19 protein-coding genes, 2 tRNA genes and 1 pseudogene are annotated in these 25614 nt (G+C 71.4%); 8 read left to right on the top strand and 14 right to left on the bottom strand.

Translation table 11 applies throughout. The annotated features are described in order from the left end of the window. Window positions 1-1988 (top strand): ATP-binding protein (locus tag DKL51_RS22755; RefSeq protein ID WP_498070934.1); only part of this gene is annotated, 1988 nt, incomplete at its 5' end. 461 nt (window positions 1989-2449) lie between these two features. Here the strand turns inward: DKL51_RS22755 and DKL51_RS22750 are convergent. Further along, the gene (locus DKL51_RS22750) at window positions 2450-3310 is read right to left on the bottom strand and encodes an RNA polymerase sigma-70 factor (protein WP_074318720.1); all 861 of its coding nucleotides are present in this window, start codon (window positions 3308-3310) and stop codon (window positions 2450-2452) included. Between the two features lie 9 nt (window positions 3311-3319). Beyond that, complete coding sequence (locus DKL51_RS22745; RefSeq protein WP_197698976.1) at window positions 3320-4225, bottom strand: NAD-dependent epimerase/dehydratase family protein; 906 nt, start codon at window positions 4223-4225, stop codon at window positions 3320-3322. Window positions 4226-4658: 433 nt separating this feature from the next. On the opposite strand from DKL51_RS22745, the gene DKL51_RS22740 reads away from it, so the two are divergent. Genes DKL51_RS22740 through DKL51_RS22730 form a run of 3 tightly spaced genes read left to right on the top strand, consistent with a single transcriptional unit; the run spans window position 4659 to window position 6675 of the window. Continuing rightward, the gene (locus tag DKL51_RS22740) at window positions 4659-5414 is read left to right on the top strand and encodes a replication initiator (protein ID WP_185734888.1); all 756 of its coding nucleotides are present in this window, start codon (window positions 4659-4661) and stop codon (window positions 5412-5414) included. Then, window positions 5411-5599, top strand: a complete 189-nt coding sequence (locus DKL51_RS22735; RefSeq protein ID WP_109945838.1) for a helix-turn-helix domain-containing protein — start codon at window positions 5411-5413, stop codon at window positions 5597-5599. The genes DKL51_RS22740 and DKL51_RS22735 overlap by 4 nt, the downstream gene beginning before the upstream one ends. Further along, window positions 5596-6675: a tyrosine-type recombinase/integrase gene (locus DKL51_RS22730; protein ID WP_207783909.1), complete on the top strand. Its 1080-nt coding sequence runs from the start codon at window positions 5596-5598 to the stop codon at window positions 6673-6675. The genes DKL51_RS22735 and DKL51_RS22730 overlap by 4 nt, the downstream gene beginning before the upstream one ends. 473 nt (window positions 6676-7148) lie before the next feature. Here DKL51_RS22730 and DKL51_RS22725 read toward each other — a convergent pair whose 3' ends face one another. The 7 genes from DKL51_RS22725 to DKL51_RS22695 form a co-directional block, all read right to left on the bottom strand. Continuing rightward, the gene (locus tag DKL51_RS22725; RefSeq protein WP_109945837.1) at window positions 7149-7415 is read right to left on the bottom strand and encodes a hypothetical protein; all 267 of its coding nucleotides are present in this window, start codon (window positions 7413-7415) and stop codon (window positions 7149-7151) included. A gap of 296 nt (window positions 7416-7711) precedes the next feature. Beyond that, window positions 7712-7788 (bottom strand) — tRNA-Ile (locus DKL51_RS22720). 62 nt (window positions 7789-7850) lie between these two features. Beyond that, window positions 7851-9554, bottom strand: coding sequence for a M16 family metallopeptidase (locus DKL51_RS22715; protein WP_109945836.1), 1704 nt, complete (start codon window positions 9552-9554; stop codon window positions 7851-7853). Further along, entirely contained in the window at window positions 9551-10498 is a 948-nt protein-coding gene (locus tag DKL51_RS22710; RefSeq protein ID WP_124812458.1) for a hypothetical protein, read from the bottom strand. Before DKL51_RS22710 ends, DKL51_RS22715 begins: the two co-directional genes overlap by 4 nt. Window positions 10499-10560: 62 nt before the next feature. After that, window positions 10561-11799 (bottom strand): NAD(P)/FAD-dependent oxidoreductase, encoded by a 1239-nt coding sequence (locus tag DKL51_RS22705; protein ID WP_124812457.1) that lies wholly within the window; start codon window positions 11797-11799, stop codon window positions 10561-10563. Further along, window positions 11789-13927 (bottom strand): MMPL family transporter, encoded by a 2139-nt coding sequence (locus DKL51_RS22700; RefSeq protein WP_124812456.1) that lies wholly within the window; start codon window positions 13925-13927, stop codon window positions 11789-11791. The genes DKL51_RS22705 and DKL51_RS22700 overlap by 11 nt, the downstream gene beginning before the upstream one ends. 259 nt (window positions 13928-14186) lie before the next feature. Next, window positions 14187-14259 (bottom strand) — tRNA-Asn (locus tag DKL51_RS22695). A 274-nt stretch (window positions 14260-14533) separates the two neighbouring features. Here DKL51_RS22695 and DKL51_RS22690 point away from each other — a divergent pair. From DKL51_RS22690 to DKL51_RS22675, 4 genes are all read left to right on the top strand, one after another. Then, window positions 14534-14950, top strand: a complete 417-nt coding sequence (locus DKL51_RS22690; RefSeq protein WP_124812455.1) for a hypothetical protein — start codon at window positions 14534-14536, stop codon at window positions 14948-14950. A gap of 264 nt (window positions 14951-15214) precedes the next feature. Beyond that, window positions 15215-18550, top strand: coding sequence for a ThuA domain-containing protein (locus tag DKL51_RS22685; protein WP_109945831.1), 3336 nt, complete (start codon window positions 15215-15217; stop codon window positions 18548-18550). 89 nt (window positions 18551-18639) lie between these two features. Then, window positions 18640-19716 carry a sugar phosphate isomerase/epimerase family protein gene (locus DKL51_RS22680; protein ID WP_165823174.1) on the top strand — a complete coding sequence of 359 codons (1077 nt, stop codon included), beginning with the start codon at window positions 18640-18642 and terminating at the stop codon, window positions 19714-19716. A gap of 112 nt (window positions 19717-19828) precedes the next feature. Beyond that, window positions 19829-21013 (top strand): ROK family transcriptional regulator, encoded by a 1185-nt coding sequence (locus DKL51_RS22675; RefSeq protein WP_109945840.1) that lies wholly within the window; start codon window positions 19829-19831, stop codon window positions 21011-21013. Window positions 21014-21121: 108 nt separating this feature from the next. Here the strand turns inward: DKL51_RS22675 and DKL51_RS22670 are convergent, their stop codons facing one another. The 5 genes and pseudogenes from DKL51_RS22670 to DKL51_RS36580 all read right to left on the bottom strand — a co-directional run. Then, complete coding sequence (locus tag DKL51_RS22670; protein ID WP_109945830.1) at window positions 21122-22132, bottom strand: sugar phosphate isomerase/epimerase family protein; 1011 nt, start codon at window positions 22130-22132, stop codon at window positions 21122-21124. Between the two features lie 220 nt (window positions 22133-22352). Beyond that, a complete protein-coding gene (locus tag DKL51_RS22665) occupies window positions 22353-22946 on the bottom strand; it encodes a sensor histidine kinase (RefSeq protein WP_109945829.1) in 594 nt (197 codons plus the stop codon). A 65-nt stretch (window positions 22947-23011) separates the two neighbouring features. Beyond that, window positions 23012-24079, bottom strand: a complete 1068-nt coding sequence (locus tag DKL51_RS22660; RefSeq protein WP_109945828.1) for a polyprenyl synthetase family protein — start codon at window positions 24077-24079, stop codon at window positions 23012-23014. Further along, window positions 24076-25470, bottom strand: coding sequence for an alkaline phosphatase family protein (locus tag DKL51_RS22655; protein WP_109945827.1), 1395 nt, complete (start codon window positions 25468-25470; stop codon window positions 24076-24078). The genes DKL51_RS22660 and DKL51_RS22655 overlap by 4 nt, the downstream gene beginning before the upstream one ends. Beyond that, a pseudogene (locus tag DKL51_RS36580) lies at window positions 25467-25614 on the bottom strand (metabolite traffic protein EboE); the annotation flags it as partial. The gene DKL51_RS22655 and the pseudogene DKL51_RS36580, both read right to left, overlap by 4 nt.

Genomic DNA, 25614 nt, shown 5'->3' with positions numbered 1-25614 from the left:
GCGTCGGCGTGCGGGCCCCGATCCTGGTCGTCGCGGCGTACCGCCCGGACGAGAGCGAGCACCTCACCGAGACGCTGGGCGCGCTCGCCCGCACCGCGCCGCTGCGGATCGCGCTGCCCGGGCTCGACGGCGCGGCGGTGGCCGAGCTCGTACGGGCCGAAAGCGAGGCCGACGACGCGACGGTGGCGGGGATCGCCGAGCGCACCGGCGGCAACCCGTTCTACGTGCGGGAGAGCGCGCGGCTGCTGAACGGCGAGGGTGCGCTGGTCGCGCTCTCCGAGGTCCCCGAGGGCGTACGGGACGTGCTGCGGCGGCGGCTCGCGCGGCTGCCCGGCGACGCGGTGCCCGTCCTGCGGCTGGCCGCGGTCGCCGGGCGGGAGAGCCCGGTGGACGTCCTCGTGCGGGCCGCCGACACGGGCGAGGACGGTGTCTTGGACGCGCTGGACGCGGGCGTCATCACCGGGCTGCTCGACGAGCCGGGGCCGGGGCGCGTCCGGTTCGTTCACGCGCTGGTAAGAGACACGCTGGTCGCCGACCTCAGCCGGTTGCGCGCCACCAGGATGCACGCCCGGATCGCCGAGGCGCTGGAGGGCACCGGCGACATCGCCGCGCTGGCCCACCACTATGCACGAGCGGGGTCGCCGAAGGCCGTCGGCTATTGCGTGCGGGCCGCCGAGCTGGCCGAGGCGCGCTACGCGCACCACGTGGCCGCCGCCCTCCTGACCGACGCAGTCGCGAATTCCGCCGAACCGAAGGAACGCATCAACCTGTTCGGCAGGCTGCTGCGCGCGCAGATCAGGGCCGGGGCCGTGACGGCGGCGCGGGACACGCGGCGGCAGGCCGTGGAGCTCGCCGAGTCCCTCGGGCGCGACGACCTGATGATCGCGGCGTTCACCGCCTGGACCGAGCCCACGCCCTGGCAGGCCCGCGCGTACGGCACCGTGGACCGGCCCATCGTCGACCGCCTCAGCCGCCTGCTCAAGCGGACGGACCTGACGCCCGAAGTGCGGTCCCGCCTGCTGACCGCGTACGCCGACGAGCTGGCGGGCGAGGACGATCCGACGGTGATGGAGGCGGCGCGGGAGGCACTCGACCTTGCCACCGATCCCCGCCTCCGGGCCGCGGCGCTCCAGGTGCTGGCGCGCGCCTCCGGCGGTACGCCCGGGCAGGACGAGGTCTGGCGCGAGCTGCTGGAGATCGGCCTCGAGCACGACCTGCCCGTCTACCGCGTGGCCGGGTTACTCAACCAGGCCACCGGCGCCGCCGCGGCCAATGATCCGGCGACCCTGCGCGAGGCGGTCGGGGAGGCCCTCGGCCTCGCGCGCACCTACCGGATGCCCGAGGCGGTCGGCGTCGCGGAGATCGCGCTGGCGACCCTGGTGCTCATCGAGGGCCGGTTCGCCGAGGCCGAGCGCCTCTACACCGAGGCCACCGAACGCATGGAACGTGCCGGATCCGGCCACGCCGCGGGCTTCCTCCGCCTCGCACTGGCCGCGATCTGGCTGAACGACGGCACGCTCGGCGACCACCTGGATGAAGTGTGCGCCCTCCACGAGATGTTCGGCCCGATGGTCGCGGACCTGCTCGCCCTCGCGCTCCACGCCGCCGGCCGTGACGACGAGGCGCGACGGGCCCGCACGTCGCCAGGCCCGAGCCCGATCCGCCCCGACTTCTACTTCACCTTCCTGACCACCCTGCGCGCCATGGCCGTCACCGCCCTGAACGACACCGCCCTGAACGACACCGCCCCGGTCGATAGCGACGCGGCCGAGGAGTGCTACGCCGCCCTGCTCCCCCATCGCGACGGTCCTCCGGCCGGCGCCACCAGCCTGTCGCTGGCCGTGCGCCCGGCCGCCCACACGCTCGGCGAGCTGGCGCTGCTGCTCGGCCGCGACGACGAGGCCGCCGCCCACTTTGCGCGGGCCGCCTCCATCGCCGACCGATGGAACGCTCCGCACTGGGCCGCCGAGGCCCGCGCACGCCTCTGAGTCGCGGGGCGAGATCGACGCGGAGCAGATCAGGTACGCGTCCACCCGCGCTGTCCAGCTGTGGCCGGAGCGCGGGGACTGGCCTTCTGCGGCTGCTTCGATGGAACGGCGAGGGCTCGATCTTCCGCTGATCCTATTCAACCGCACGCTGGGTCTGAGATAAAAAATGGCGTTTAACTCGGTCGTGCGACCTTTGCTTCCAGCGGCGTAACCGCCCCCATGCGACGCATGCAATGCCGTCATGGTCGGTGCTTTATCTCGGCAAGATCGGACGCACTCAACTCGGCAAATCCGTGCGTCGAGGGCGACGTGGCCGTGTTTGCGGTGGCCGACCAGGTCGCTGGCTGTTCAACTTACCGCTTGTCGGCGTACTCGTTGATGTGGCTGGCTGAATGGAACGGTGATCCGGAACTGTTCCGTTGAGGATCATCTTAGGTTCATGATCGACGGGGGGGGTGGGATCAGCGGGTGAGGCCTCGGAGCTTGTCCGGGTTGCCCTGCATGCGTACGCCGGTGATCCGCTCGCCGTCGAAGTCGAGGCAGATCGCCCCGGCCGGTTGCCCGTCGGCCAGGCCGAGGATGCCCGGCCCGCCGTTGATCTCGGTGATCACGAGCCGTGTGTTCTGCGTCTCCGGCTTGGCGAAGACCCCGAGCAGCCAGCGGGCGACGTTGTCGGCGCCTTCCAGCGGCCGGCGGGCCGCGGTCACCTTGCCACCGCCGTCCGACCAGCAGATCACCTCGGGCGCCAGGAGTTCCATCATCGCGTTCAGGTCGCCTCCGGCACAGGCCTTGCGGAACCGGTCCACTGCTTCTCGGCGTACGCCTTGGTCGACGTCGAAGCGAGGCCGGCGGGCCGCGACGTGCGCCCGCGCCCGGACCGCGGTCTGCCGCACCGCGACCTCGGACCTGTCCAGAATGGATGCGACCTCGGCGTGGTTGTAGCCGAAAACGTCGTGGAGCAGGAAGATCGCGCGTTCGGCGGGGGTGAGCGTCTCCAGGACGACGAGCATCGCCATCGAGATCGACTCGGCCATCTCGGCCTCCTGGCCCGCGTCGGGCGCGGTGAGCACCGGCTCGGGCAGCCACGGCCCGACATACGTCTCGCGGCGGGCGCGGGCCGAGGTGAGTTGGTTGAGCGAGAGGTTGGTGACGGTCTTGACCAGGTACGCCCGGGGGTTCGCGAGCTGGCCGCCGTCGACGTCGCGGCACCGCAGCCAGGCCTCCTGCAGGATGTCCTCGGCATCGGCGACGCTCCCCGTCATCCGGTACGCGACGTCGAAGAGCAGCCGCCGATGCTGAGCGAAGACCTGGCTATCGATCATGGGAACAGGCTAGACGTGACCGAGCGCCTGCGCCCGCAGCCCGTCCAGCACCGTCGCGTACGCGGGCTGCCACCCGAGCTCGCGGCGGGCCTTCTCGCTCGAGACCCGCATGGTGACGCCGAGCATCAGGTGCATGTAGGGCGCGACCGCCATCATCCACGTGGGCACGGTGAACGGCTTGGGTGTGCCGAAGGTCTCGGCGATCGCCCGGATCATCTCCCCGAAGCCCATGTGGTCATCGACGACGTTGTACGCCTCACCGGGCCGGCCGCGATCGATCGCCGCGACGACGGCGGCGGCCGCGTCGGCCAGGTGCGTCCACGGCGAGATGTGACCGTGGTCGTTGAACGCCGGCAGTTGTCGCTTCCGCAGCATGTGCACCATCGTCTCGGTGCCCCCCGGCCCGTAGAAGAAGCCGAATCGCAGTGAGATCGCCTCCAGCCCCGACTCCCGGGGCAAGCGCTCCTTCTCCCGCATGCCCTCCAGGTGCCGGTTGATGTTCGGGTCCGTCACGGACGCCCCGAACTCGTCGGCCTCGGTCAGAACGCGGTCGCCGAAGTCGCGGTAGCCGTAGCCGACGGCGACGTTCTCGCCGATGAAGCGGCGTACGCCCGCAAGTTTGGCCGCCTCGATCAGGTTTGCGGTCCCGGTGACCCGCAGGTCGTCGGTGCCGAACATGCCCTTGTGCGTCATCGGCGGCTTGCGCAACGCGGTCGCGGCGTGCACCACGACGTCGGCCTTGATCCCCTCGAACGCCCGCAGCAGTCCGTCGCGGTCGAGCAGGTCGGCGCGGATCTCGTTGCCCTCGCCGCGGCCCACGCCTAGCACGGTGTGCCCGGCGTCGGTCAGCGCCTCGCGGATGTGCCGGCCGAAAACACCACTGGCTCCGGCCACGATCACACTCTGGTTCTTCATCTCCGTCATGGCCATGGGACAAGGCGGCCTTCCGATCCGTGACATACCCGGGCGTGACCCCGGTCACTCGAGTCCTCCACTCCGGGCCTTGAATTCCAACAGTGAGAGGATCTTGTGGCAGCTCGATAGTCGTCTCGGTGCCGAGTTGGCGATGCAGGCTTGAAAACGCCCACGGGAAAGCTGTGGCGACGCCTCAGTCGGTGCACCTCTCATCGGCATGATCGAGTGCACTGTCATCGGCATGACAGGACGTTTCGTCGGCGGCCAACCGACCGCCTGTAGGTTCGCTGCATCTGTCGCAGATCAGTTGGCGGACGAATGTCGCACGTCAGTTGTCGGATCACAGCTCAGTCCGCGCTTTCTGGAGCGGTAGCCGGGCCACGAGGGACCACTCGTACATCCGCCGGTCGCGGTGCATCTCGATCAGGTCGACGTGGCTGATCTGGACCGTGGCGGGCTCCAGTGGGACGCCGACGCGGGCGGCTACACCGACCCGACCACGGGCCGGCTCCTGCCGTCATGGGATGACGCCCTGGACCTGGTCGACGCCGACCCCGACGCCGAACCCGTGCACGTCGTCCGGTTCGGTGTGCAGGTCGACGCCAAGGGCGTGCTCGCCGGCACCAAGGACGCCGACCGGTGCGTCGGCTACATCACCAAGTACCTCACCAAGCAGGCCGCCGACTGCCATGAGGTGACCACTGGCCGGCAGCGGGCTCACCTGGAACGGCTGTGGTTGGAGCTGCGGCACACGCCGTGTTCGGAGCGGTGCGCCAACTGGCTGCTCTACGGCGTCCAACCGAAAAAGGCCCGCGCGGGTCTGCGGCCGGGCAACTGCAAGAACAAGGTCCACAAGCGGGAAACCCTCGGCATCGGCGGCCGACGCGTCCTCATCTCCCGCCAGTGGTCCGGCAAGACCCTCGCCGACCACCGGGCCGACCGGCGGGAGTGGGTCAAGGCGCTGCTCGGCGTGACCACCGACGCGGACACCGCCCCGGCCGGCGGCGAGCAACGGCACGCCTGGGAACTCGCCAAGCCGACTGATCCCGACGTGCCGCCCCTCGGCCACCGGATCCTACGCGCCACCTCCGAACGCATCCAATGGCGCGCCCAGCTCGACGCCGCCAGGCGCAACCAGGCACCACCCAGTGTTTCGGCAACTGCCACGAATGAGGAGGGAGCAGCATGAGGGCCCGGACCATCGAACCGCTGTGGACGGCTGAGGACGTGTCGACCTTCCTCGGCGTGCCGGTGAGCACCCTCTATCAGTGGCGGTACCGGCGGATCGGGCCACGGGCGTCCCGGGTCGGTCGGCACCTGCGCTATGACCCGGCCGACGTGCGGACTTGGTTGGACGAGGCGGCCGAGAGATGAGCGTGGTCAGGCGTCCTGACGGCAAATGGCGTGCCCGGTACCGGGATGCCTCCGGCAAGGAGCATGCTCGGCATTTCGACCGCAAGGTTGACGCTGACCGGTGGCTCGCCTCCGTGAAGACCGCATTGGCGCGTGGTGAGTGGGTCGATCCGGCTCTGTCCCGCGTCACGGTTGGTGACTGGGCTGCGCGCTGGCTCGACAACCAGGTGCAGCTCAAACCGTCGACGCGCCAGCGGTACGCCAGTCTGCTCCGGATGCAGGTCCTGCCGGTGTGGGGCCGCGTTCCGCTTTCGGCAGTGACGCACGCCGACGTCGGGGAATGGGTGCGCCGCATGACCGAGGCGGGACTTGCGCCCTCCACGGTTCGGCAAGCGCATCGGGTGCTCTCGTTGTTGCTGGCGCTGGCGGTTCGTGATGGCCGGCTAACCCGCAACGTTGCAACAGGTGTGCGCCTGCCACGGGTGGGACGGGCGGAGAAGGTCTTCCTGACGCACACCCAGGTCGGCAAGCTCGCCGCAGCGGCAGAGCCGCACGGGCTGATCGTTCGCGTGCTGGCATACACGGGGTTGCGTTGGGGTGAGCTGGCCGCCCTTCGGGTGCGGCGGGTGGATCTCGTACGGCGTCGGCTGCTGGTGGCTGAGTCGGTGACCGAGGTCAACGGACGGGCGGTGTTCGGCACGCCGAAGACGCACCATCGCCGGTCGGTGCCGCTCCCCCGGTTCCTGGTCGAGCCGATGGCCGCGCAGATAGCCGGCCGGGGCGATGACGAGCTGGTGTTCACGTCGCCGGGCGGCGAGGTGCTGCGCAACAACAACTTCCGGCGTCGGGTCTTCGATCGGGCTGCGGAGTCGATCGGCCTCGCCGGCCTGACACCGCACGAGCTGCGGCACTACTGCGGCCAGTCTGGCGGTGGCCGAGGGTGCCAACGTGAAGGCGGTCCAGCGGATGCTCGGGCACGCCTCGGCGGCCATGACGCTGGACGTGTACGCGGACCTGTTCGAGGACGACCTGGACCAGGTGGCGGACCGCCTCGACCGGGCGGCGGCTCGTGCTGCTGCGGACTCAGTGCGGACTGACGGCGTTGGTCCGGATCTTGACGCCGTTCGTCCGGGTCGCCGGCACCATGGCTGACCAGGGCGTTTCCATGGTGGGGCGGGCGGGACTCGAACCCGCGACCGAGGGATTATGAGACAGCCCGTCCGGCTTCACCGTGGCATCTACCTGCGACGCAGCTTGCGTAGGTACCCACTTGAGCCCGCCTCTTTCCCACCAATTGACGCAGCTTCGCGTCACGAACCGCGTCACACCTATCGCGGCCCCCAGTGGGTGGAGGACCCCGATGAGATGGCCACGACATCACCGCGTAAGCGAGAGCGAGAAGCAACAGGTCTGCCGTCCTCGCCGCCCAGGCGATACCCCAACACCCAAGCGTCGCGCCCGTCGGCAAACTCGGCGCCTAGCCTAGGTACCCGCTGCCCTCATGATCACTTCGCCTACCGCCGCCGCCTCAGGACGCCACCGATCGGTTCTCAGTCGGCGTCCTCGGCCGCTACGGGTAAGGATCCGGCTCGGGCGCCGCCCCGTCGAGCCACCACATCTGTCCTCCGTAGTAGATATGGCGCGCCCAGCTGTAGACCGTCTTGTGCCACAGCGCCATGGCCGCGTACTTGCTGGCGAACTCTTGGCCACCCCAGAAGCGGCGGATCCGGCCCACCGCCTCGTCAGGGTCGATGCCGAAGGCGGAAGTCATCTCCCGAGCGATCTGGCGGATGTATTCCAGTTCCTCGTCCCCGGCGGTCACGTTGAACTCGTTCATGGCCGCATTCTGTGTGGTTGCCGGGCCGCTCGGCAACCGATCCTCTCTCGGCGCTACCCAGTGAGGTGGTTTGTAGTGACCGGGTGCGTTGCGGGCGTCATCTGGGTATGTGCGACCCATGATCACGAATGGCGGCCGCCGTACTAGTCGAGCGGCTGACGTACGGGTTAGGAAGGGCCATGACAGCGTCCTCTAGGCTATCGGCCGGTCGCGTCATACGCGGAACGCTAGCAGCGCTTGCGTCACGTTCCGCGTCACAAGAGCCGAGAGAGGGCGGGCTCTTGAAGAGTTTTTGCTGGTGGGGCGGGCGGGACTCGAACCCGCGACCGAGGGATTATGAGTCCCCTGCTCTAACCCGCTGAGCTACCGCCCCGCTACCGCGCCGGATCGTAACCCGCCCGGTGGATCACCGGCCACCACGAAACGGTCGGTCTCTCAGCGTCGCCGCCGCCTCAACAGCACGATGGGCAACGCGAGGATAACAGTGAGCAGCCAGCAGACCACGATCACGCCCCACAGCCAGCCTTCGTCGCCGTCCGCCTCGCCGGCGATGAACATGCTGAGGGTCAGCAGCAGGCTGATGCCACCGAGGCCGAGGGTGGCCAGGCCGCTGAGGGCCATCAGCGGGACCTCCCACCAGGCGCGCTTCACCGGGGCGGAAGGCTGCGCGGACTGCCGCCGGTTGGCGGCCGCGTACGGCTGGGGGATCTGCTCCGGCGGCCGGGCCGGCATGGGGAGGCGGCGGTCGGCGGGCACCTGCTGGTCGATCATGTGGATGGCGCCGGGGTGCAGGTCGAACAGGGTCGGCTCGATGTGCACCGAGATGGCGTCGTAGCCGATCAGTCGGCGGCCGCCGTCCGGCCAGGCGAGGATGGCCGCGCATTCGGCGTACCGGACGGTGTTCGGGCCACCGGGGCCGACGTAGCTCACGCCGTCGACGCCGACCAGCAGCTCGCCGTCGCCCACCCGCTCCTTATAACTCGTACCGGTCACGGTGTGGGTGGAGGACGTCGGGGCCTCGGTGAAGCCGGCCCAGTCGGCGGTGTGGCCGTCCGGCACCATGAGCAGCGCGGTGGAATGGACCTCCTGCACCACCTGGTGCAGGTCGGCGAGGGTGACCGCCTTCAGCTCCGCCCGCAGCTCGTCGACGGTGCGGTTCCGCTCGCCGGTCAGCAGGTTGAGCGCGCAGCTGGGCAGCCGGTCCGCGTCCACCTCGGCGCCGGCCAGGGAATCCTCCCGCTGGGCCAGGGCGGCGTCCAGGTCGGCCTGCTCGATCCGGCCGACCCGCAGCTTGGCCAGCACGTCGATGAACCCGCCGAGCACGGCGTCCTGCTTCTCGGGCAGCGCGTCGGCGAGCGCCCGCAGACTGGCGTACCCGTCGCCGCGCGGCTCGTAGGCGGTGGTGATCGCGTAGGAGAGGCCGTCCTCCTGCCGCAGCGACCGGAACATCTCCCGTTCCAGCACGTCGCCGAAGACGCTCGCGGCGGTCCGGCGCCGCACGACCGAATCCAGCACCACGGCCCGCGAGCCATTGGGGAAGTACGCGGGCGTCTGCGGCAGGGCCGACGACGCGGCCGGCACCGGCTGCCGTACGCCGGCGGGCAGCGCCAGCCGCAGCCCGGCCGGCACCCGGTCGCCGGCGATCCAGAGCACCGCGTTCTCCCGGGTGAACCAGCGAGCCGCCCATTGCCGCAGGTCGTGCTCGGTCAGCGTGGCCAGGCCGAACTCGGCGAAGCTGACCATCCCGTGGTCCCGGGCGCCGTACCGCCACAACGGGATGTCCCGGGCCGCCGGCTTGCCACGGCTGCTCGACTCGGTCCGCAGGATCTCCTTCTCCACCTCCAGCCGGGCCATCGGCAGGTCGTGGATGGTGCGGCAGACGGCGGTGAGGAAGCCCGCGATGTCCGCCTCCGAGCCCTGCATGTAGAAGGAGGTCCAGGTCGAGGCGGTGGTGCCGTTGTAGTGGTAGTCGGCCAGTCCGAGCGGGGCCAGCGCGAGGTGTTCGAGCAGGTGGGTGATGCCTCGGCGGGGCAGCGTCTCGTCGGCGGTGCCGACCCGGAAGGTCAGCCCGGCGCGCATCGGCCCGGCGGTGGGGGCGAGCAGCGTGGGCACCCCGTCCACGTCGAGTTGCCGGATCATCGGAGGCCACCCTTCGCGTACGCCTCGGCGCGGAACTTGTCCAGCACCTGGGTCCCACCCAGGTAGGACCAGGGATACTCGCTGCCCAGGTGCCCGAGCGCGGCGAACTGGGCGGCGGCGGCCTGCCACTGGTCCATCAGCCCGAACCAGAGGGCGAAGACGGACCGGGTGGCGACCCAGCCGGGTTCGTGCCGGAAGTGCGGGTGCAGCACCGAGCGCTGCGCCGCCGTCCAGATGTCCTGCACCACCCGCGGGTCCCGCGCGTACGCCGCCCGCTCCCCGTCGGTGTCGAACGCGTAGTACCGCTCGAAGTGCGCATCGGCGAGCAGGAGGGCGTTCTGCGCGCCCTCGGGCGCGGCGAGCGTGCATTCGCGGGCGAACGCGAACGCCGCGTCCCAGCTACCGCCCCACTTCGGGCAGAGCTGCTGAAGCAGCAACGACTGCGACCGCCGATCGTGTGGCGCGTACCGGGCAAGCCGGTCGTAGCGGCGGCGGGTCTCGGCCTGGCCCAGTTCGAGGCCCCTGGCGGTGGTGAGCCGTTCCTGCCAGGCGATCACGTTGCCGGGCTCCCGGGCGCAGACGTCGATGAGGATCTGCTCGGCCTGCCGCAGGTGCTCGTGGAGCTGGGCGAACTGCTCCCGGCTGACGTACTGCGCGTGCTGGGCGGTGCGGATCGCCCAACCGGCCTGGATCAGGTGCGCCGCGAGCAGCGTCGCGGCCACGGTGTCTCCCGGGTGCTGCGCCAGCACCGTACGGAGGAACTGGCCGATCGCCGGGTCCTCGTCGACGGCCCCCACGAGCAAGGACCGACCGGCCCAGTCCCGGGAGTCCAGCAGCTGGCGGACCCGTGGCCAGTCCCACCCGGCCAGCGCCGCCCGCATCTCGTTGACCTCGGGAAAGGCGGCGGCCGGGTCGAAGGTGATCGCCGGGAGGGGTGCGGGCATGGCGGCGATCATAGGTGATCACGGACCGGCCGCGGCTCCTCCGTCCAGTCGGGACCGGGCCGTCAGCTGGGGCGGAGCGCGGCAAGGACCTCCCCGGCGGTACGCCAGCCGCTGGCCAGCGCCCCCTGGATGGAGGGGCTGTCCCGGTGGTCGCCGGCGACGAAGAGCCCCTCGCCGAGCGCGACCGGTTTGCGAAGCCGCCCCTGCGGTGGCGGCGCGGCGGGCAGCGCGTTGGGGATGGCGACGGTGGTGAGGTGGGTCCAGTCGGCGGTGGAGCGCCCGTACAGCCGCTCCAGCTCGCGACGGATCGCCGGCTCCGGCGGCGGCTGCGGCCCCACCACAGAGGTGGCGACCAGGTGCCGGCCGGCCGGCGCGTACGTCGGCGCCGCGTTGCTGATCACCACCGTGTTGGCGGCCAGCTCCCGCCGGTCGCCGTCGACCAGCAGGATCGGCTCGTCCAGCGGCGGGGTGTCGGTGCTGTGGTAGTAGGTCGTGTAGCTGTGCATCCGTACCCGATCCAGACCCGGCACTAGGGTGGCCGCGGCCGGCGGATCCACCGCGACCACGACGGCGCGGCAGACGATGTCGCCGGCCTGGGTGCGGACCCGGCCGGGGGCCACCTCGGCGACCGGGTTGTCCAGCTCGATCAGGTCGGCCGGCAGCGGGTCGGCGATGGCCCGGGGCAACGCGGCCATGCCCCGCGCGGGTAGGCCGATCCGGCCGCGGGCGAAGGAGCGCAGCACCATCGCCAGGACATGGCTGGAGGTCTCCAGCTCCCGGTCGATGAAGACGCCGGAGAGGAACGGCCGGAGCAGCTCCTCGATGATCGTGTCGGAGAGGCCGGCCCGGCGCAGCGCCGCCTCGCTGGTCGTCTCCGGGGCGGCGAGCAGCCGGTTCACCGGCAGGGTGGCGCAGCCGGTGGCGAGCGCGGCGAAGCGCAGCCGGTCCAGCAGGGAGCCGACGTCGGCGGTGGCGGTGCGGGGTGCGCCGGTGGGTTCGCGCAGCGGGTTGACCAGCCGGTCCAGCCGGTCACCGCGGCGGACCAGCACGCCGGAGGTGAACCGGCCCAGGTCGAGCCGGTCCACGTCGACCAGGGTGCCGAGCCGGGGGTAGGCGGTGTTGAGCACCTGAAAGCCGCGGTCGAGCAGGTACCCGTCGACCTCGTCGGTGGCCACCCGACCGCCGAGCCGGTCACCGGCCTCCAGCAGCCGCCACGGCACGCCGGCCCGGTGCAGCCGGCGGGCGGCGGCGAGGCCGGCCAGGCCGCCGCCGACGATGACCACGTCGGTCTCAGCCAGCACGGCTCACCTCCACCGGGGCCCGGCCCTCCTCGCGGTTCGTCCGGGACAGCCGGCTCGGCCACCAGATCTTCGGCCCGATGTCGTACGACAGGGCGGGCACCAGCAGCGACCGGACCACGATGGTGTCCAGCAGCACCCCGAGGGCGACCGCGACGCCCAGCTCGACCAGCACCACCAGCGGCAGTACGGCGAGCGCGGAGAAGGTGGCGGCGAGCACGATCCCGGCGGAGGTGATGACCCCGCCGGTGACGGCGAGCCCGGTCAGTACGCCGGCGCGGGTGCCCCGCTTGACGGACTCCTCGCGGACCCGGCTCATCAGGAAGATGTTGTAGTCGATGCCGAGGGCGACCAGGAAGACGAACGCGAAGAGCGGGAACGACTGGTCGACACCGGGGAAGTCGAAGAGGTACTTGAAGATCAGCGCGCAGAGGCCGAGCGTGGCCAGGAACGACAGCACGACGGTGGCGATGAGGAGCACCGGGGCGAGCAGCGCACGCAGCAGCAGGGCCAGGATGACGGCGATGACCACCAGCACCACCGGGATGATGACGTTCCGGTCCCGGGTGGAGGCGGCGGCGGTGTCCACGTTGATCGCGGTGAAGCCGCCCACCACGGCGTCGGAGCCGGGCACCCTGTGCACCGCCGCGCGCAGGTCGCGGATGGCCCGTTCGGCGCCGTTGCTGTCCGGCGGGTCGGTGAGGGTCGCCTGCAGCTGCACCCGCCCGTCGACCACCTTGGGCTGCGCGTTCGGGTCCGGCGGACCGGCCTGGCCCTGCTGGGTGACCGGGCGGACGTCGGCGACCCCGCGCACCCCCTTCGCCGCCTCGGCAACCTGCTGGGCGGTCTCCTGCCGGGTGAAGATGGTGGCCGGGCTGCCGGTGCCGGCGGGGTAGTGGCGGGCGATGACCTCCTGGCCGGCCACCGAGTCGGTCCGGTTGGTGAAGAGGTCCGACTGGCCCAGGGTGGTGGCGCCGAGCTGGGTGACGCCGAGGGTGAGCGCGGCCAGCACCACGGCGGTGACCAGCCAGACGGTCCGCGCCCGCCGGGCGACGAAGCCGGCCACCCGGCTCCAGATGCCGTGCTCGGTCTGCGGCTCGGCCTGGTCGAGGCGCGGCCGGCGCGGCCAGAACGCCCATCGCCCGCCGAGCAGCAGCAGGGCGGGCAGGAAGGTCAGCATCACCAGCAGGGTGGCGGCGATGCCGACCGCGGCCACCGGGCCGAGCGCACGGTTGGAGTTGAGACTGGACAGCAGCAGGCAGAGCAGGCTGACGATGACCGTGGCGCCGGAGGCGAGGATCGCCGGGGCGGCCCCCCGCCAGGCGGTCTTCATCGCGTCCCAGGGCCGCTCGTGCCGGTGGAGTTCCTCCCGGTAGCGGGCGATCAGCAGCAGCGCGTAGTCGGTGCCGGCGCCGAAGACCAGCACGGTGAGGATGCCCTGCGCCTGCCCGTTGAGCTTGATCACGTCGTTCTTGGCCAGGTAGTAGACGAAGACCGACGCCAGCGAGTACGACATCCCGGCGGCCAGCAGCGGGAATAGCCAGAGCACGGGGCTGCGGTAGACGATCAGCAGGATGATCAGGACCACGACCAGGGTGACCAGCAGCAGCGGCCCGTCGATGGCGGTGAACACCTCGATCAGGTCGGCGAGCAGGCCGGCCGGCCCGGCGACGTCCACGGTGAGCCCGTCCCGGTCGCTCCCGGCGATCGTCCGCAGTTCGTCGACGACCTTCCGGATCTGTTCGCCCTCGGAGTTGTCGATCGGCACGACCACCTGCACCGCCTGGCGGTCCTGGCTGACGATCGGCGGGGGGAGCGGACTCACCACGCCGGGCACCTGACCGAACCGGGCCGCGTCGGACCTGACGCGTTGCTCGTCGGCCGGGTTGAGGCCGGCGGTGCGCTCGTAGACGACGAGGGCGGGGGTGGTCTGCTTCTCCACGAAGCCGGCGGAGAGGTTCTGGGCCCGGGTGGCCTCGGCGTTGGTGGGGAGGAAGGAGGCGTTGTCGTTGGTCGCGACGTCGCCCAGCTTCCCGGAGTACGGCCCGGCCAGCCCGCCGACGACCAGCCAGCCGAGCACGACCACCAGCGCGATCAGGATGGCCCTGCCGCGGCCCCCTCGTCCGGCCATTCCACCCACACCCTTGAATCGACGCACCAATCGACGCAGCCGGAGTCTAAGTCGCCACCGACCATCCTGCCGGTCGAGCGCTCATTCCGTGCCGGAAACCGCCCATACCGCCCGGCACCCCCGGCTTTCGGGCACCCGCAACCGCGACCTGGGCGATGGTGAGTGCGCTGCGGAGCTGACGGCGTCAGCGGATCCCGCGGGTGGACCGGAAACGCGAAACGCCCGCCGGCGGGGCCGACGGGCATGCGATGGAGTGAAGCTCCCCCGTTTGGACTCGAACCAAAAACCTGCCGGTTAACAGCCGGCTGCTCTGCCAATTGAGCTACGGGGGACCGTAGATCACGCGGCGTCCGGATCTCTCCGGCGCCGTGCGACGGGACAAGAGTACAGGATGCCGGGGGGTGTTGGTCCAGAGGGTTACCGCACCGGCTTCCGGCTCAAAAATAGGCCCGAAAACAAGACAAATCGTCATCTGGGCACAAGCAGGCATGAGCGCGGAGCAGGATGGGTAGTTAGCCGCCGACAGACGACATAGGCGCGAGTTGGTCGCTCCCGACGGATCATGCGGTCGGGGACGACGGAGCGTCAGGTACGGAAGGAGCCGCCATGCGCGGAAAGATCATGTTTCTTGGCGGGCTGGCTGCGGGATTCGTCCTGGGCGCCCGTGCCGGCCGGGAGAAGTACGAGGAGCTGGTGGTCCGGGGCCGCAAGGTGCTCGACCACCCGACCGTGCAGGAGGCGGCGGGCGTCGCGCAGGCTCAGGCGACCCGGCTCTACAGCGAGGGCAAGGACAAGCTCGGCCAGACCAAGCTCGGCGAGAAGCTGGGCGGCAATGGCAGCAGGCAGGAGCTGACCGCCACGGACAAGCCGTTCGCCGGCACGCCGGCGACCGTCGGCGCCAAGGCCGGTTCGTCCGGCTCGGCTTCGTCCAGCTCGGGTTCGAGCAGCTCGACCTCCGGGTCGGCCAGCACGACCCCGCGCAGCAAGCCGTCGGGCACGGGCCCCAACAACAGCACCATCTGACACACCTCAGCAGCGGGCCGGTCGCCGTCGGGCGACCGGCCCGCTGTCGTCTGTCCGAACAGCACCCGGCCACCAACTTTCGCTGATCCTGAACAAAAGTACGGGCGATTCATCGAAAACTTCTGCACTGAAACTCTTCTCTTTCCTCGCGGCCGCAAATATCGTCCTGCGTAGAACCTGGCCAGGCTCTCCTCTCCCGTCCCAGCGACCTCCTCAGCCTCGTCCCGGCGCTGAGGCGGACCCGCCCGACCAGAGCGAGGTTCGATGCGCAGACCCTTCGGCCGCAGGGCCGCCACCCATCTCAGCCTGCTCGCCCTCGTCGGCGCGACGCTCGTCGCGACCGCGGAGCAGCAGCCGACCCCGGCGCAGGCGGCGCCGGTCCTCACCGCACCAGCACCCGTCAGCAACGGGGTCGAGTACAAGGTGCTCGTCTTCACCAAGTCGAGCGGCGGCAACGGCGCCGCCACCGCCGCCGGCGTACAGGCCATCCAGCAGCTCGGGCGCGACCGGCGGTTCACCGTCGAGGTCACCGACGACGCCCGCAAGTTCGACGAGGAACACCTGAAGCAGTTCCGGGCGGTGGTCTTCCTCAACACCGCCGGCGACGTGCTCAACGACGCCCAGCAGGCCGCCTTCGAGCGGTACTACCGCGACGGCGGCGGCTTCGTCGGTGTCCACTCCGCCATCGAGGCGGAGCCGGACTGGTCCTTCCTCACCAACGTGCTCGGCACCCGGTCCACCGGTGCCCCGTCGGCGGTGAGCAAGGCGACGGTGACCGTCGCCGACCGGGTGCACCCCGCCTCGGAGACGCTGCCGCAGCGCTGGAACACCACCGACCGCTGGTACAACTACGCGGCCAACGTCCGGGGCTTCTCGCACGTGCTGGCCACGGTGGACGAGAAGACGTACAGCGGCGGCACGATGGGCTTCGACCACCCCGTCACCTGGTGCAAGGACTACCAGGGCGGCCGGTCGTTCTACACCGGACTCGGTGCCACGCCGGAGAGCTACGGCAGCACCGACCTGCGGGCCCACCTCGGTGGGGCCATCCAGTGGGCGGCCGGGGTCACCGACGGCGACTGCGGCGCGACCGTGCTGGCCAACTACCAGATGACGGTCGTCGGCGCACAGCCCAACGTCAACGAGCCGATCGGCTTCGACGTGCTCCCCGACGGCCGGGTGATCCAGACCGACCGGCGCGGCGGCGTACGCCTGCACAACCCGAAGACCAACGAGACCACCGTGCTGGCGCAGATCCCGGTCTACACCCACAGCGAGGACGGGATGTACGGCCCGGCGATCGACAACGACTTCGCCACCAACAGGTGGGTCTACCTGTACTACGCGCCCCCGCTGAACACCCCCACCGGGAGCGCGCCGACCACCAGCACCGACCCGACGGCGTGGGACCAGTGGAAGGGCTACTTCCAGCTCTCCCGGTTCAAGTTCGTCGACGGCGAGACCCCGTCGCTGGACCTGAGCACCGAGCAGAAGATCCTCCAGGTGCCGGTGGACCGGGGCGCCTGCTGCCACGTGGCCGGTGACATCGCGTTCGACTCGAAGAACAACCTCTGGCTGGTCACCGGGGACGACACCCCGGCCGGCGGCGGCGGTTCCGGCGGCTTCTCGCCGCACAACGACTCGGTCAGCGCCACCGGGGTCTACCAGGCCCCCTTCGTCGACGCCCGGCGCAGCTCGGCCAACACGAACGACCTGCGTGGCAAGATCCTGCGCATCACGGTGGGCGCGGACGGCTCGTACACCGTCCCGGCGGGGAACCTGTTCCCGGCCGGCACGGCGAAGACCCGGCCGGAGATCTACGCGATGGGCTTCCGGAACCCGTTCCGGATCACCCTCGACAGGAACGACGTCGCCTACATCACCGACTACTCCCCCGACTCGTCGGTGGCCCAGGTCGGGCGGGGCCCGGCCGGCACCGGCCGGATGATGGTGGTCGAAAAGCCGGCGAACTACGGCTGGCCGATGTGCGTGCAGCCGAACCTGCCGTACATCGAGATGAACTGGACCACCAACCCCATCTCGCCGGTCGCGCCGTTCGACTGCGCGGCGCCGAAGAACACCTCGCGGCACAACACCGGCCTCACCGACCTGCCGCCGGTGGAGAAGTCCGAGCTGTGGTACTCGTTCCAGGCACCGACCCCGTGCCCGGAGTCGTACCTGTCGACGCCGACGCAGACCTGCCCGGTGCTCTTCCCCGAGCTCGGCACGGGCGGTGTCGGCCCGCACGGCGCGGCCAAGTACGACTACGACCCGAACCTGAAGTCCGAGACGAAGTTCCCCGAGTACTACGACGGGGCGATCTTCTTCGGCGAGTTCACCCGGGACACCCTCAAGGAGATCCGGCTGGACGTCAAGGGCGACATCCTGAAGATCAACAATGTGCTGAACTGCGGCCAGGCACCCACCACGCCGACCAAGCCGTTCCTCTGCGACAACCCGATGGACATGCGCTGGGGTAAGGACGGCAACTTCTACCTGCTGACGTACGGGGACGGATTCTTCAACATCAACCCGGACGCGGCGATGCTGAAGTTCAGCTACGTCAAGGGCCTGCGGGCGCCGACCGCCGTGCTGAACGCGACCCCCACCAACGGCCTCGCGCCGCTGACCGTCTCGTTCTCCAGCGAGGGTTCGAAGGACCCGGACCCGGCCGACTCGATCTCGTTCGCCTGGGACTTCGACGGCAACGGCACGACCGACTCGATCGACCCGAACCCGACGTACACCTACACCGCCAACGGCGTCTACACCGCCAAGCTGACGGTGACCGACTCCAGCGGCAAGACCGCGTCGGCGAACACCACCATCACCGTCGGCAACACCGCGCCGACCGTCACGGTCAACACCCCGCTCGAGGGCGGCTTCTTCAGCTGGGGCGACGACATCCCCTGGACGGTCACCGTCACCGATCCGGAGGACGGCCCGGTCGACTGCAGCAAGGTCGAGGTGACCTTCGTCCTCGGGCACGACCAGCACGGTCACGGTGAGGCCAACCAGTTCGGCTGCTCCGGGGTGCTGCCCACGGACGTCGACGACGCCTCGCACGGTGGATACATCTACGGCGTGGTCAGCGCGTCCTACACCGACAAGGGCGCCAACGGCCAGCCGGCACTGACCACGGTGGACCAGCAGATCATCCAGGCCAAGCGCCAGGAGGTCGAGTTCGCTGCGGACGAGTCCGGCACCACGGTCGGCACCACCGCCGACACCGGCGGCGGGCAGCAGCGCGGCAGCCTGGACAACGGCGACTGGATCGCGATCAACAACACGGTCAACCTCGCGAACATGCAGTCGGTGACGCTGCGGACCTCCGGTGGCAGCGCCGCCACCGCCGGGCAGCCCCGGTTCGCCGTCCAGTTCCGGCTGGACTCCCCCACCGGTCCGCTGCTGACCACCGCCACCGTCAACGCGACCACCGGCAACAGCGACTTCACCAGCACCACCGTGCCGATCACCGACCCGGGCGGCTCGCACAAGCTCTACCTGGTCTTCACCACCGTCACCGGCGGGCCGGCCAGCGGCTTCGGCAACCTCAACTGGGTCGAGTTCACCGGCCAGGGCATCGGCGTCATCCCGTGACGACCGGGTGGGGCCACCGCCGGTGGCCCCACCCGGCCCAGCCCCGCACCAGCAACCATCACCAGCCAGTAAGGAAAGGCAGCCACGACATGAACGACACACAGCACGGGATGAGCCGTCGCCGGGTGCTCGGCACCCTCGCCGGGGCCGCCGGCGCGGTCGCCGTCGGTGCCGCGGGATGGGCCCCCTCCGCCGCCGCGGAGGGCAACGGCCTGCTCGTCCCGACCGGCAAGCGCGGCATCATCCTCTACAGCGTCCGGGACCGCATCACCGCCGCCCCGACCAGCGCCCCCGAGGTGCCGTACGGCTTCGAGCGCGTGCTCGCCCGGCTCGCCGAGATCGGCTACCAGGAGGTCGAGTTCGCCGGCTACACCCAGAGCACCGAGATCCTGGGCCGGCAGATCACCCCGGAGGAGATCCGCAAGATCCTGGACGACAACGGCCTGCGGGCGAACGGCTCGCACGCCTCGATCCCGTCCACCGTCACCCCGGACACCATCGCCGCGTTCGAGCGGACGCTGGACACCGCCGAGATCCTCGGCATGAGCCACATCGGCACCGGCAGCGACCCGACCGGCAGCAACTACCAGGCCGACTGGGACGCCGCCGTCGACCGGTGGAACACCTTCGGCGAGATGGCCGCCGCGCGGGGCCTGAAGCTGTACACCCACAACCACGACGCGGCGTACAACTTCCTGCTCGACAGCGGGCCGCTGGACACCCTGGGCCGTCCGACCCGGTCCTCCGGCGTCCGCAAGCTGGAGTACTTCATCGCCCGGACCAACCCGGAGTGGGTCTGGTTCGAGATGGACATCTACTGGGCACACGTGGCGCAGTACCGGTACCGCAGCTACACCGACCCGGACGGGGTGACCCAGACCAGCATCTTCGACCCGCTGGCCGTGGTCGCCGCACAACCCATCCGGTTCCCGCTGTTCCACGCCAAGGACGGCGCGTACAACCCGGCCAGCTCCGCCGGGTACGACATGGTGCCGCTCGGCCAGGGCGACATCGACTACGGCACCTTCTTCGCCAACATGGGCGCGAAGGGCTACCACAACCCGATGTGGGAGCAGGACAACGCGCCGGGCGGCACGGCCGACCCCGGTCGGTCGCTGCGCTTCGCGGAGATCAGCTACCAGCACATGTCGGGTCTGCGGGGCTGACCGACCCGACCGCAGGAAACCGCAGGGGCCGTACCCGGGTAACCGGGTACGGCCCCCTCTCGTCACGCGGTCGTGACGGTGGTGTGGCACATTCCGAGTGGAGGTGATCGCGATGACGCTCGTCGGACCGGAGAACCCGGAACAGGCGCGACTGCTGCGTCTGCTGCGCGACGACGGCCCCCGCTCCCGGGTCGAACTGACGGACGCCCTGGGACTCGCCCGGGCGCGGTTCGCCGCGGAGGTCGAGCGGCTGACCGCCCAGGGTCTGGTGGAGGTCGCCGGGCCGGCTGCGTCCCGGGGTGGCCGCCGCTCGTCGCTGCTGCGGATCGCCGGGCAGGTGCGCTTCGGCGCGGTGGCCGTCGGCACCGGACGCCTCGACGTGGCGCTGACCGACGGCGAGCTGACCGTGCTCTCCCGGCTCAGCGAGCCGCTGGACGTACGGGTCGGGCCGGAGGCGGTCGTCGGGCGCATCGTGGAACTGCTCGGCAAGCTCCGCGCCGAGGCGGGGCTGTCCCGGTTGACCGGGGTGGGCGTCGCCCTGCCCGCGCCGGTCGCGGTCCGCGAGGGATCCCCCGTCTCCCCGCCCGCCCTGCCGGGCTGGCACCACTTCCCGGTCCGGGACGCGATCGCCGCCGAACTCGGGTGCCCGGTGCAGGTCGACAACGACGCCAACGTCATGGCGCTCGGCGAGCTGCACGCCGGCACCGGCCGGGCGTTCGACGACTTCCTCTACCTCAAGCTGGGCAGCGCCATCGGCTGCGGCCTGGTGCTCGGGGGTTCCCTGTACCGGGGTGCGACCAGCGGGGCCGGCGACATCGGCCACCTGCGGTTGACCGACGACGGGCCGCTCTGCGTCTGCGGCAACAACGGCTGCCTGGAGGCGTACTGCGGGGACGCCGCCGTGGTACGGGAGGCGCTCGCCGCCGTGCAGGCCGGCCGGTCCGCGGAGCTCGGCGCGCGGCTGGCCGAGGCCGGGACGCTCACCATGGCCGACGTGGCGCAGGCGGCGACCGGCGGCGACGCCACCGCGCAGGAACTGGTCCGCGACGGCGCCCGCCGGCTGGGGCAGGTGCTGGTCGGACTGGTCAGCTTCTTCAACCCGGCCATCGTGATCATCGGGGGTGCCGCTCCCGGCATCGGTCCGATCCTGCTCGCCGAGATCCGCGGCGTGGTCTACCGGCGCTCGACGCCGCTGGCCACCGGCAGCATGCCGATCGTCCTCTCCGACCTGGACGACCGGGCCGGCCTGGTCGGCGCGGCCCGCCTGGTCAGCGATCAGGTCTTCGCGGCCTGCTGACCCGGACAACCCGCGGCCGCCACGTCGCCCGACCCGGCGGCAGCGTGGCACCCGGCCGAGGCGTACCCGGGGCCGGCCGGACGGCGGCCGGCCCCGGGCGACGGCCGGTTAGTCCCGGTTGCTGCTGAACGCGGCGTCGAACGCGGCCGCCGGCGCGTCGAAGGCGAGCCGACGGACGAACTGGAGCGCCTCCGGCGCGCCGACCAGCCGGTCCATGCCGGCGTCCTCCCACTCGATCGAGATCGGCCCGGTGTAGCCGATCGCGTTCAACGCCCGGAAGCAGTCCTCCCACGGCACGTCCCCGTGGCCGGTGGAGACGAAGTCCCAGCCGCGGCGCAGGTCCGCCCAGGGCAGGTGGGAGGAGAGCCGGCCACGCCGGCCGTCGCCGGTACGGACCTTCGCGTCCTTGCAGTCGACGTGGTAGATCCGGTCGGCGAAGTCGAAGATGAAGTTGACCGGGTCCAGCTCCTGCCAGACGAAGTGCGACGGGTCCCAGTTCAGCCCGAACGCGGGCCGGTGGCCGATCGCCTCCAGCGTCCGCTTGGTGGTCCAGTAGTCGTACGCGATCTCGCTCGGGTGCACCTCGTGGGCGAAGCGCACCCCCACCTCGTCGAAGACGTCGAGGATCGGGTTCCACCGGTCGGCGAAGTCCTGGTAGCCGCGTTCGATCATCGACGGCGGCACCGGCGGGAACATGGCCAGGGTGTGCCAGATCGACGAGCCGGTGAAGCCGACCACCGTCTTGACGCCGAGCTTCGCCGCAGCCCGCGCGGTGTCCTTCAGCTCCTCGGCGGCGCGCCGGCGTACGCCCTCGGGCTCACCGTCGCCCCAGATCCGGGCGGGCAGGATGTCCTGGTGCCGCTCGTCGATGGGGTGGTCGCAGACCGCCTGCCCGACCAGGTGGTTGGAGATTGCGAAGACCTGCAGGTTGTGCTTGGCGAGGGTGGCCCGCTTCCGGTCGATGTACGACTCGTCGGCGAGCGCCTTGTCGACCTCGAAGTGGTCGCCCCAGCAGGCGATCTCCAGGCCGTCGTACCCCCACTCGGCGGCCAGCCGGCAGACCTCGTCGAACGGAAGATCGGCCCACTGGCCGGTGAAGAGCGTGATGGGTCGCGCCATTGTCCTTCTCCCCTGTGGTGATGGGGATTCCGTAGCGGACCGGGGCGAGGGTGACCGGGGTGCCGGCGGCCACGAGGAAGCACCGGTGGGCGCGGTCGCGCCTGGGCCCGACGGGTTGCGCCTCCCGCCGGGTCACCGGCCACCTCACGGTCGCCGCCCTCACTCTAGGTCGGCCCGGACCGGTGCGGAAGGGGCGCGACGCCGGTCGTCGGTGGCATCGTCACCCCGCCTCCTCCTCCGGCGCGGGAAGTACGGCGCGGACCAGGAAGCCGCCCTCCGGTCGGGGGCCGGCCGAGAAGGTGCCGCCGACCGACTCGGCCCGCTTCCGCATCCCGAGCAACCCGGCACCCGCCCCGGCCGTACCGGTGGGCGGCCCCTCGTCGCGTACCTCGATGGTGAGGCCGTCCGGGTCGTAGCGCAGGCGGACCGCGACGGCCGCGCCGGGCGCGTGCCGACGCGCGTTGGTCAGCGACTCCTCGATGATCCGGTACGCCGCGACGTCGACCACGCTCGGCAGCGGCCGGGGCTGACCGCCCAGCTTCCAGCGAACCGGCTGGCCCGCGGCGAAGCACTCGACCAGGGCGTCCAACCGGTTGAGGCTGGGGGCCGGTTCGGAGGGCGCGGTGGGCTCCTCGTCGCGGCGCCGTACGCCGTGTCGGGTGGTCAGCTCGTCTCGCACGGCCCGGACGGCCGACCGGAGCTGTCCCAGTGCCTTCCGCAGCAGGCTGACCAGGAAAAGCACGCCAGCCAGCAGCGCGTCGAGAGCCGTCGGGTGTACCCGCGCGACCCGACACCACTGCGCGACGCGTCCCATGCGGCCCAAGGTACGGCAGCCGCCCGGGACGGCGACGGCTCACCCGCCGATCCGGGGGTCGGCGGTCAATGATGTCGGCGTACCGCCCGGGCCGCCAGGTCGGCCAGCGCCGCCCGGGCCGGCTCGGTCAGGGGTACCCGGTCGAGCGCGGCCCGGGCCTCGTCGGCGCGGACCCGGATCATCCGCTCGACGTGGTCCCGGGCGCCGGTCGCCTCGATGATGCGGCGCAGCTCGGCAGCGCCCGCCACGTCCAGTTCCGGGTTGCCGACCAGCGCCCGCAGCCGGGCGGACTGGGCCGGGTCGGCGGCGGCCCGGGTCAGCGCCATCAGCACGGTGGGCTTGCCCTCGCGCAGGTCGTCCAGGTTCGACTTGCCGGTCACCGCCGGGTCGCCGAACACCCCGAGCAGATCGTCGCGGAGCTGGAAGGCGTCCCCGAGCGGGTCACCGAACTCGGCGAGCGCCTCGACCGACGCCGGGTCCGCACCGGCCAGGGCGGCCCCCATCTGCACCGGCCGGGTCACCGTGTACCGGGCCGCCTTCATCCGGATCACGGTCAGCGCGGTGGCCACCGAGCCGTCGCCGACCGCGGAGACCAGGTCCAGGTACTCCCCCGCGATCACCTCGGCGCGCATCAGCGCGAAGACGGCGTACCCGCGGCGCACCTGCTCGGTGCTCAGCCCGCACTCGTGGAACATCTGGTCCGACCAGGCGGCGCAGAGGTCCCCGCAGAGCAGGGCCGCGTTGCGGCCGTACGCCTCCGGGTCGCCGCGCCAGGACGACCGGGCGTGCAGGTCGGCGAAGAGCCGGTGCACGGACGGCTCGCCGCGGCGGCGGTCGCTGCCGTCCAGGATGTCGTCGTGGATGAGCGCGAAGGCGTGAAACAGCTCCAGCGCGGCCGCCGCGGCCACGATCGGCGTGCCGTCCGGGCCGCCGAAGCCGCGCCAGCCCCAGTAGCAGAACAGGGGCCGCAGCCGCTTGCCACCGGCGAGGACGAACCGGTGCAGGACGGCGAGGACGGCCCCCGGTGCGCCGTCCGACCAACCCGGCCCCTGCCGGTTGAGGAACGCGGCGAGTTCGGCGTCGAAACGCTCCCGCAGCAGGGTCGGGTCGGTCGGTACGACGGTCACGGTCATGGGGCCTCCCGGGCCAGTCCGGCGAGCTGGAGCAGCAGGGCCTTCACGTCGGTCGCGGCCAGCCGGTCGCGGGCGGCGGACCGGTCGGAGCAGAGCAGCACCGGCCCGTCCTGCGGGTCGGCGGGGAGCCGGCCGTGCGAGCCGCGGACCGCCCGGGCGCCCGCGTCCAGCCCGACCACGCTCATCAGGTAGCGCATGCCGAGCTTCTTGCGGGCCAGCGCCACCGCCGCCCGGCGTTTCGCCGCGCCCGGGGCGGCCGGGTCGAAGAAGAGTTCGGCGGGGTCGTAGCCGGGCTTGCGGTGGATCTCGACCAGCCGGGCGAAGTCGGGTACCCGGGCGTCGTCGAGCCAGTAGTAGTAGGTGAACCAGGCGTCCGGCTCGGCCACCAGCACCAGCTCGCCGGAGCGGGCATGGTCCAGCCCGTACCGGGCCTGGCCCTCCGCGTCCAGGACCTCAGCCACCCCGGGCAGGCCCGCGCAGAGCTTCGCCACCGCCGGCACGTCGGCCGAGTCCTTGACGTACACGTGCGCCACCTGGTGGTCGGCGACCGCGAACGCCCGTGACGTCCACGGGTCGAGGTACTCCATCCCGTCCTGGGTGTAGACGCGGAGCAGCCCCTCAGCCCGGAGCAGCCGGTTGACGTCCACCGGCCGGGAGACGTCGGTGATGCCGTACTCCGACAGCGCCACCACGGTCGCGTCCCGCTCCAGGGCGGCGTCGAGCAGCGGCCCGAGTACGGCGTCCAGCTCCGCCGCCGCGGCGGCGGCCTGCGGTGAGGAGGGGCCGAAGCGTTGCAGGTCGTAGTCCAGGTGCGGCACGTAGACCAGGGTCAGGTCCGGCGCGTGGTCGGCCAGGATCCGCTCGGCCGCCCGACAGATCCACGCCGACGAGGGCAGCCCGGCGCCCGGCCCCCAGTAGGTGAAGAGCGGGAAGGTGCCGAGCGCCTCGGTGAGCCGGTCGTGCAGCTCCGGCGGGTCGGTCCAGCAGTCCGGCTCCTTGCGTCCGTCCGCGTAGTAGACCGGGCGCGGGGTGACCGTCCAGTCGACGTCCGCGCCCATCGCGTACCACCAGCAGACGTTGGCCACCGTGTAGTCCGGCTCGACCCGGCGGGCCGCCTGCCAGAGCTTCTCCCCGCCGACCAGCGCGTTGTGCTGCCGCCACAGCAGCACCTCACCGAGGTCCCGGAAGTACCAGCCGTTGCCGACGATGCCGTGCCCGGCGGGCGGCTCACCGGTGAGGAAGGTGGACTGCACCGAGCAGGTGACCGCGGGCAGCACGGTGCCCAACTCGGCGGAGAAACCGGCCTCGGCCACCGCGCGCAGCCGCGGCATGTGCGCGAGCAGCCGCGGGGTCAGCCCCACCACGTCCAGCACCACCAGCCGGCGGCTCATGCGGGCACCCCCGTCCCGGCCGGGGTCGCCAGGCCGACGGCGACCAGCTCGTCGCGGGCGAAGGCCAGCTCCGCCGCGATCCCCGCGGCCAGCTCCGCGTCGGTGCGCGGCCGCCGCGCCGCCGGCAGCACCCCCCAGGTGTAC

Source organism: Micromonospora globispora (assembly GCF_003857015.1).
In the GTDB taxonomy this organism is placed as follows: Bacteria; Actinomycetota; Actinomycetes; order Mycobacteriales; family Micromonosporaceae; genus Micromonospora; species Micromonospora globispora.
This window is presented reverse-complemented; position numbering and strand designations above follow the sequence as displayed.

What these genes read in the sequence shown, in the direction of transcription:
- DKL51_RS22750 (WP_074318720.1), bottom strand. Translation starts at nt 3,310, where the DNA reads ATGATCGATAGCCAGGTCTTCGCTCAGCATCGGCGGCTGCTCTTCGAC.
- DKL51_RS22745 (WP_197698976.1), bottom strand. Translation starts at nt 4,225, where the DNA reads ATGAAGAACCAGAGTGTGATCGTGGCCGGAGCCAGTGGTGTTTTCGGC.
- DKL51_RS22735 (WP_109945838.1), top strand. Translation starts at nt 5,411, where the DNA reads ATGAGGGCCCGGACCATCGAACCGCTGTGGACGGCTGAGGACGTGTCG.
- DKL51_RS22730 (WP_207783909.1), top strand. Translation starts at nt 5,596, where the DNA reads ATGAGCGTGGTCAGGCGTCCTGACGGCAAATGGCGTGCCCGGTACCGG.
- DKL51_RS22725 (WP_109945837.1), bottom strand. Translation starts at nt 7,415, where the DNA reads ATGAACGAGTTCAACGTGACCGCCGGGGACGAGGAACTGGAATACATC.
- DKL51_RS22715 (WP_109945836.1), bottom strand. Translation starts at nt 9,554, where the DNA reads ATGATCCGGCAACTCGACGTGGACGGGGTGCCCACGCTGCTCGCCCCC.
- DKL51_RS22710 (WP_124812458.1), bottom strand. Translation starts at nt 10,498, where the DNA reads ATGCCCGCACCCCTCCCGGCGATCACCTTCGACCCGGCCGCCGCCTTT.
- DKL51_RS22700 (WP_124812456.1), bottom strand. Translation starts at nt 13,927, where the DNA reads ATGGCCGGACGAGGGGGCCGCGGCAGGGCCATCCTGATCGCGCTGGTG.
- DKL51_RS22690 (WP_124812455.1), top strand. Translation starts at nt 14,534, where the DNA reads ATGCGCGGAAAGATCATGTTTCTTGGCGGGCTGGCTGCGGGATTCGTC.
- DKL51_RS22685 (WP_109945831.1), top strand. Translation starts at nt 15,215, where the DNA reads ATGCGCAGACCCTTCGGCCGCAGGGCCGCCACCCATCTCAGCCTGCTC.
- DKL51_RS22680 (WP_165823174.1), top strand. Translation starts at nt 18,640, where the DNA reads ATGAACGACACACAGCACGGGATGAGCCGTCGCCGGGTGCTCGGCACC.
- DKL51_RS22675 (WP_109945840.1), top strand. Translation starts at nt 19,829, where the DNA reads ATGACGCTCGTCGGACCGGAGAACCCGGAACAGGCGCGACTGCTGCGT.
- DKL51_RS22670 (WP_109945830.1), bottom strand. Translation starts at nt 22,132, where the DNA reads ATGGCGCGACCCATCACGCTCTTCACCGGCCAGTGGGCCGATCTTCCG.
- DKL51_RS22665 (WP_109945829.1), bottom strand. Translation starts at nt 22,946, where the DNA reads ATGGGACGCGTCGCGCAGTGGTGTCGGGTCGCGCGGGTACACCCGACG.
- DKL51_RS22660 (WP_109945828.1), bottom strand. Translation starts at nt 24,079, where the DNA reads ATGACCGTGACCGTCGTACCGACCGACCCGACCCTGCTGCGGGAGCGT.
- DKL51_RS22655 (WP_109945827.1), bottom strand. Translation starts at nt 25,470, where the DNA reads ATGAGCCGCCGGCTGGTGGTGCTGGACGTGGTGGGGCTGACCCCGCGG.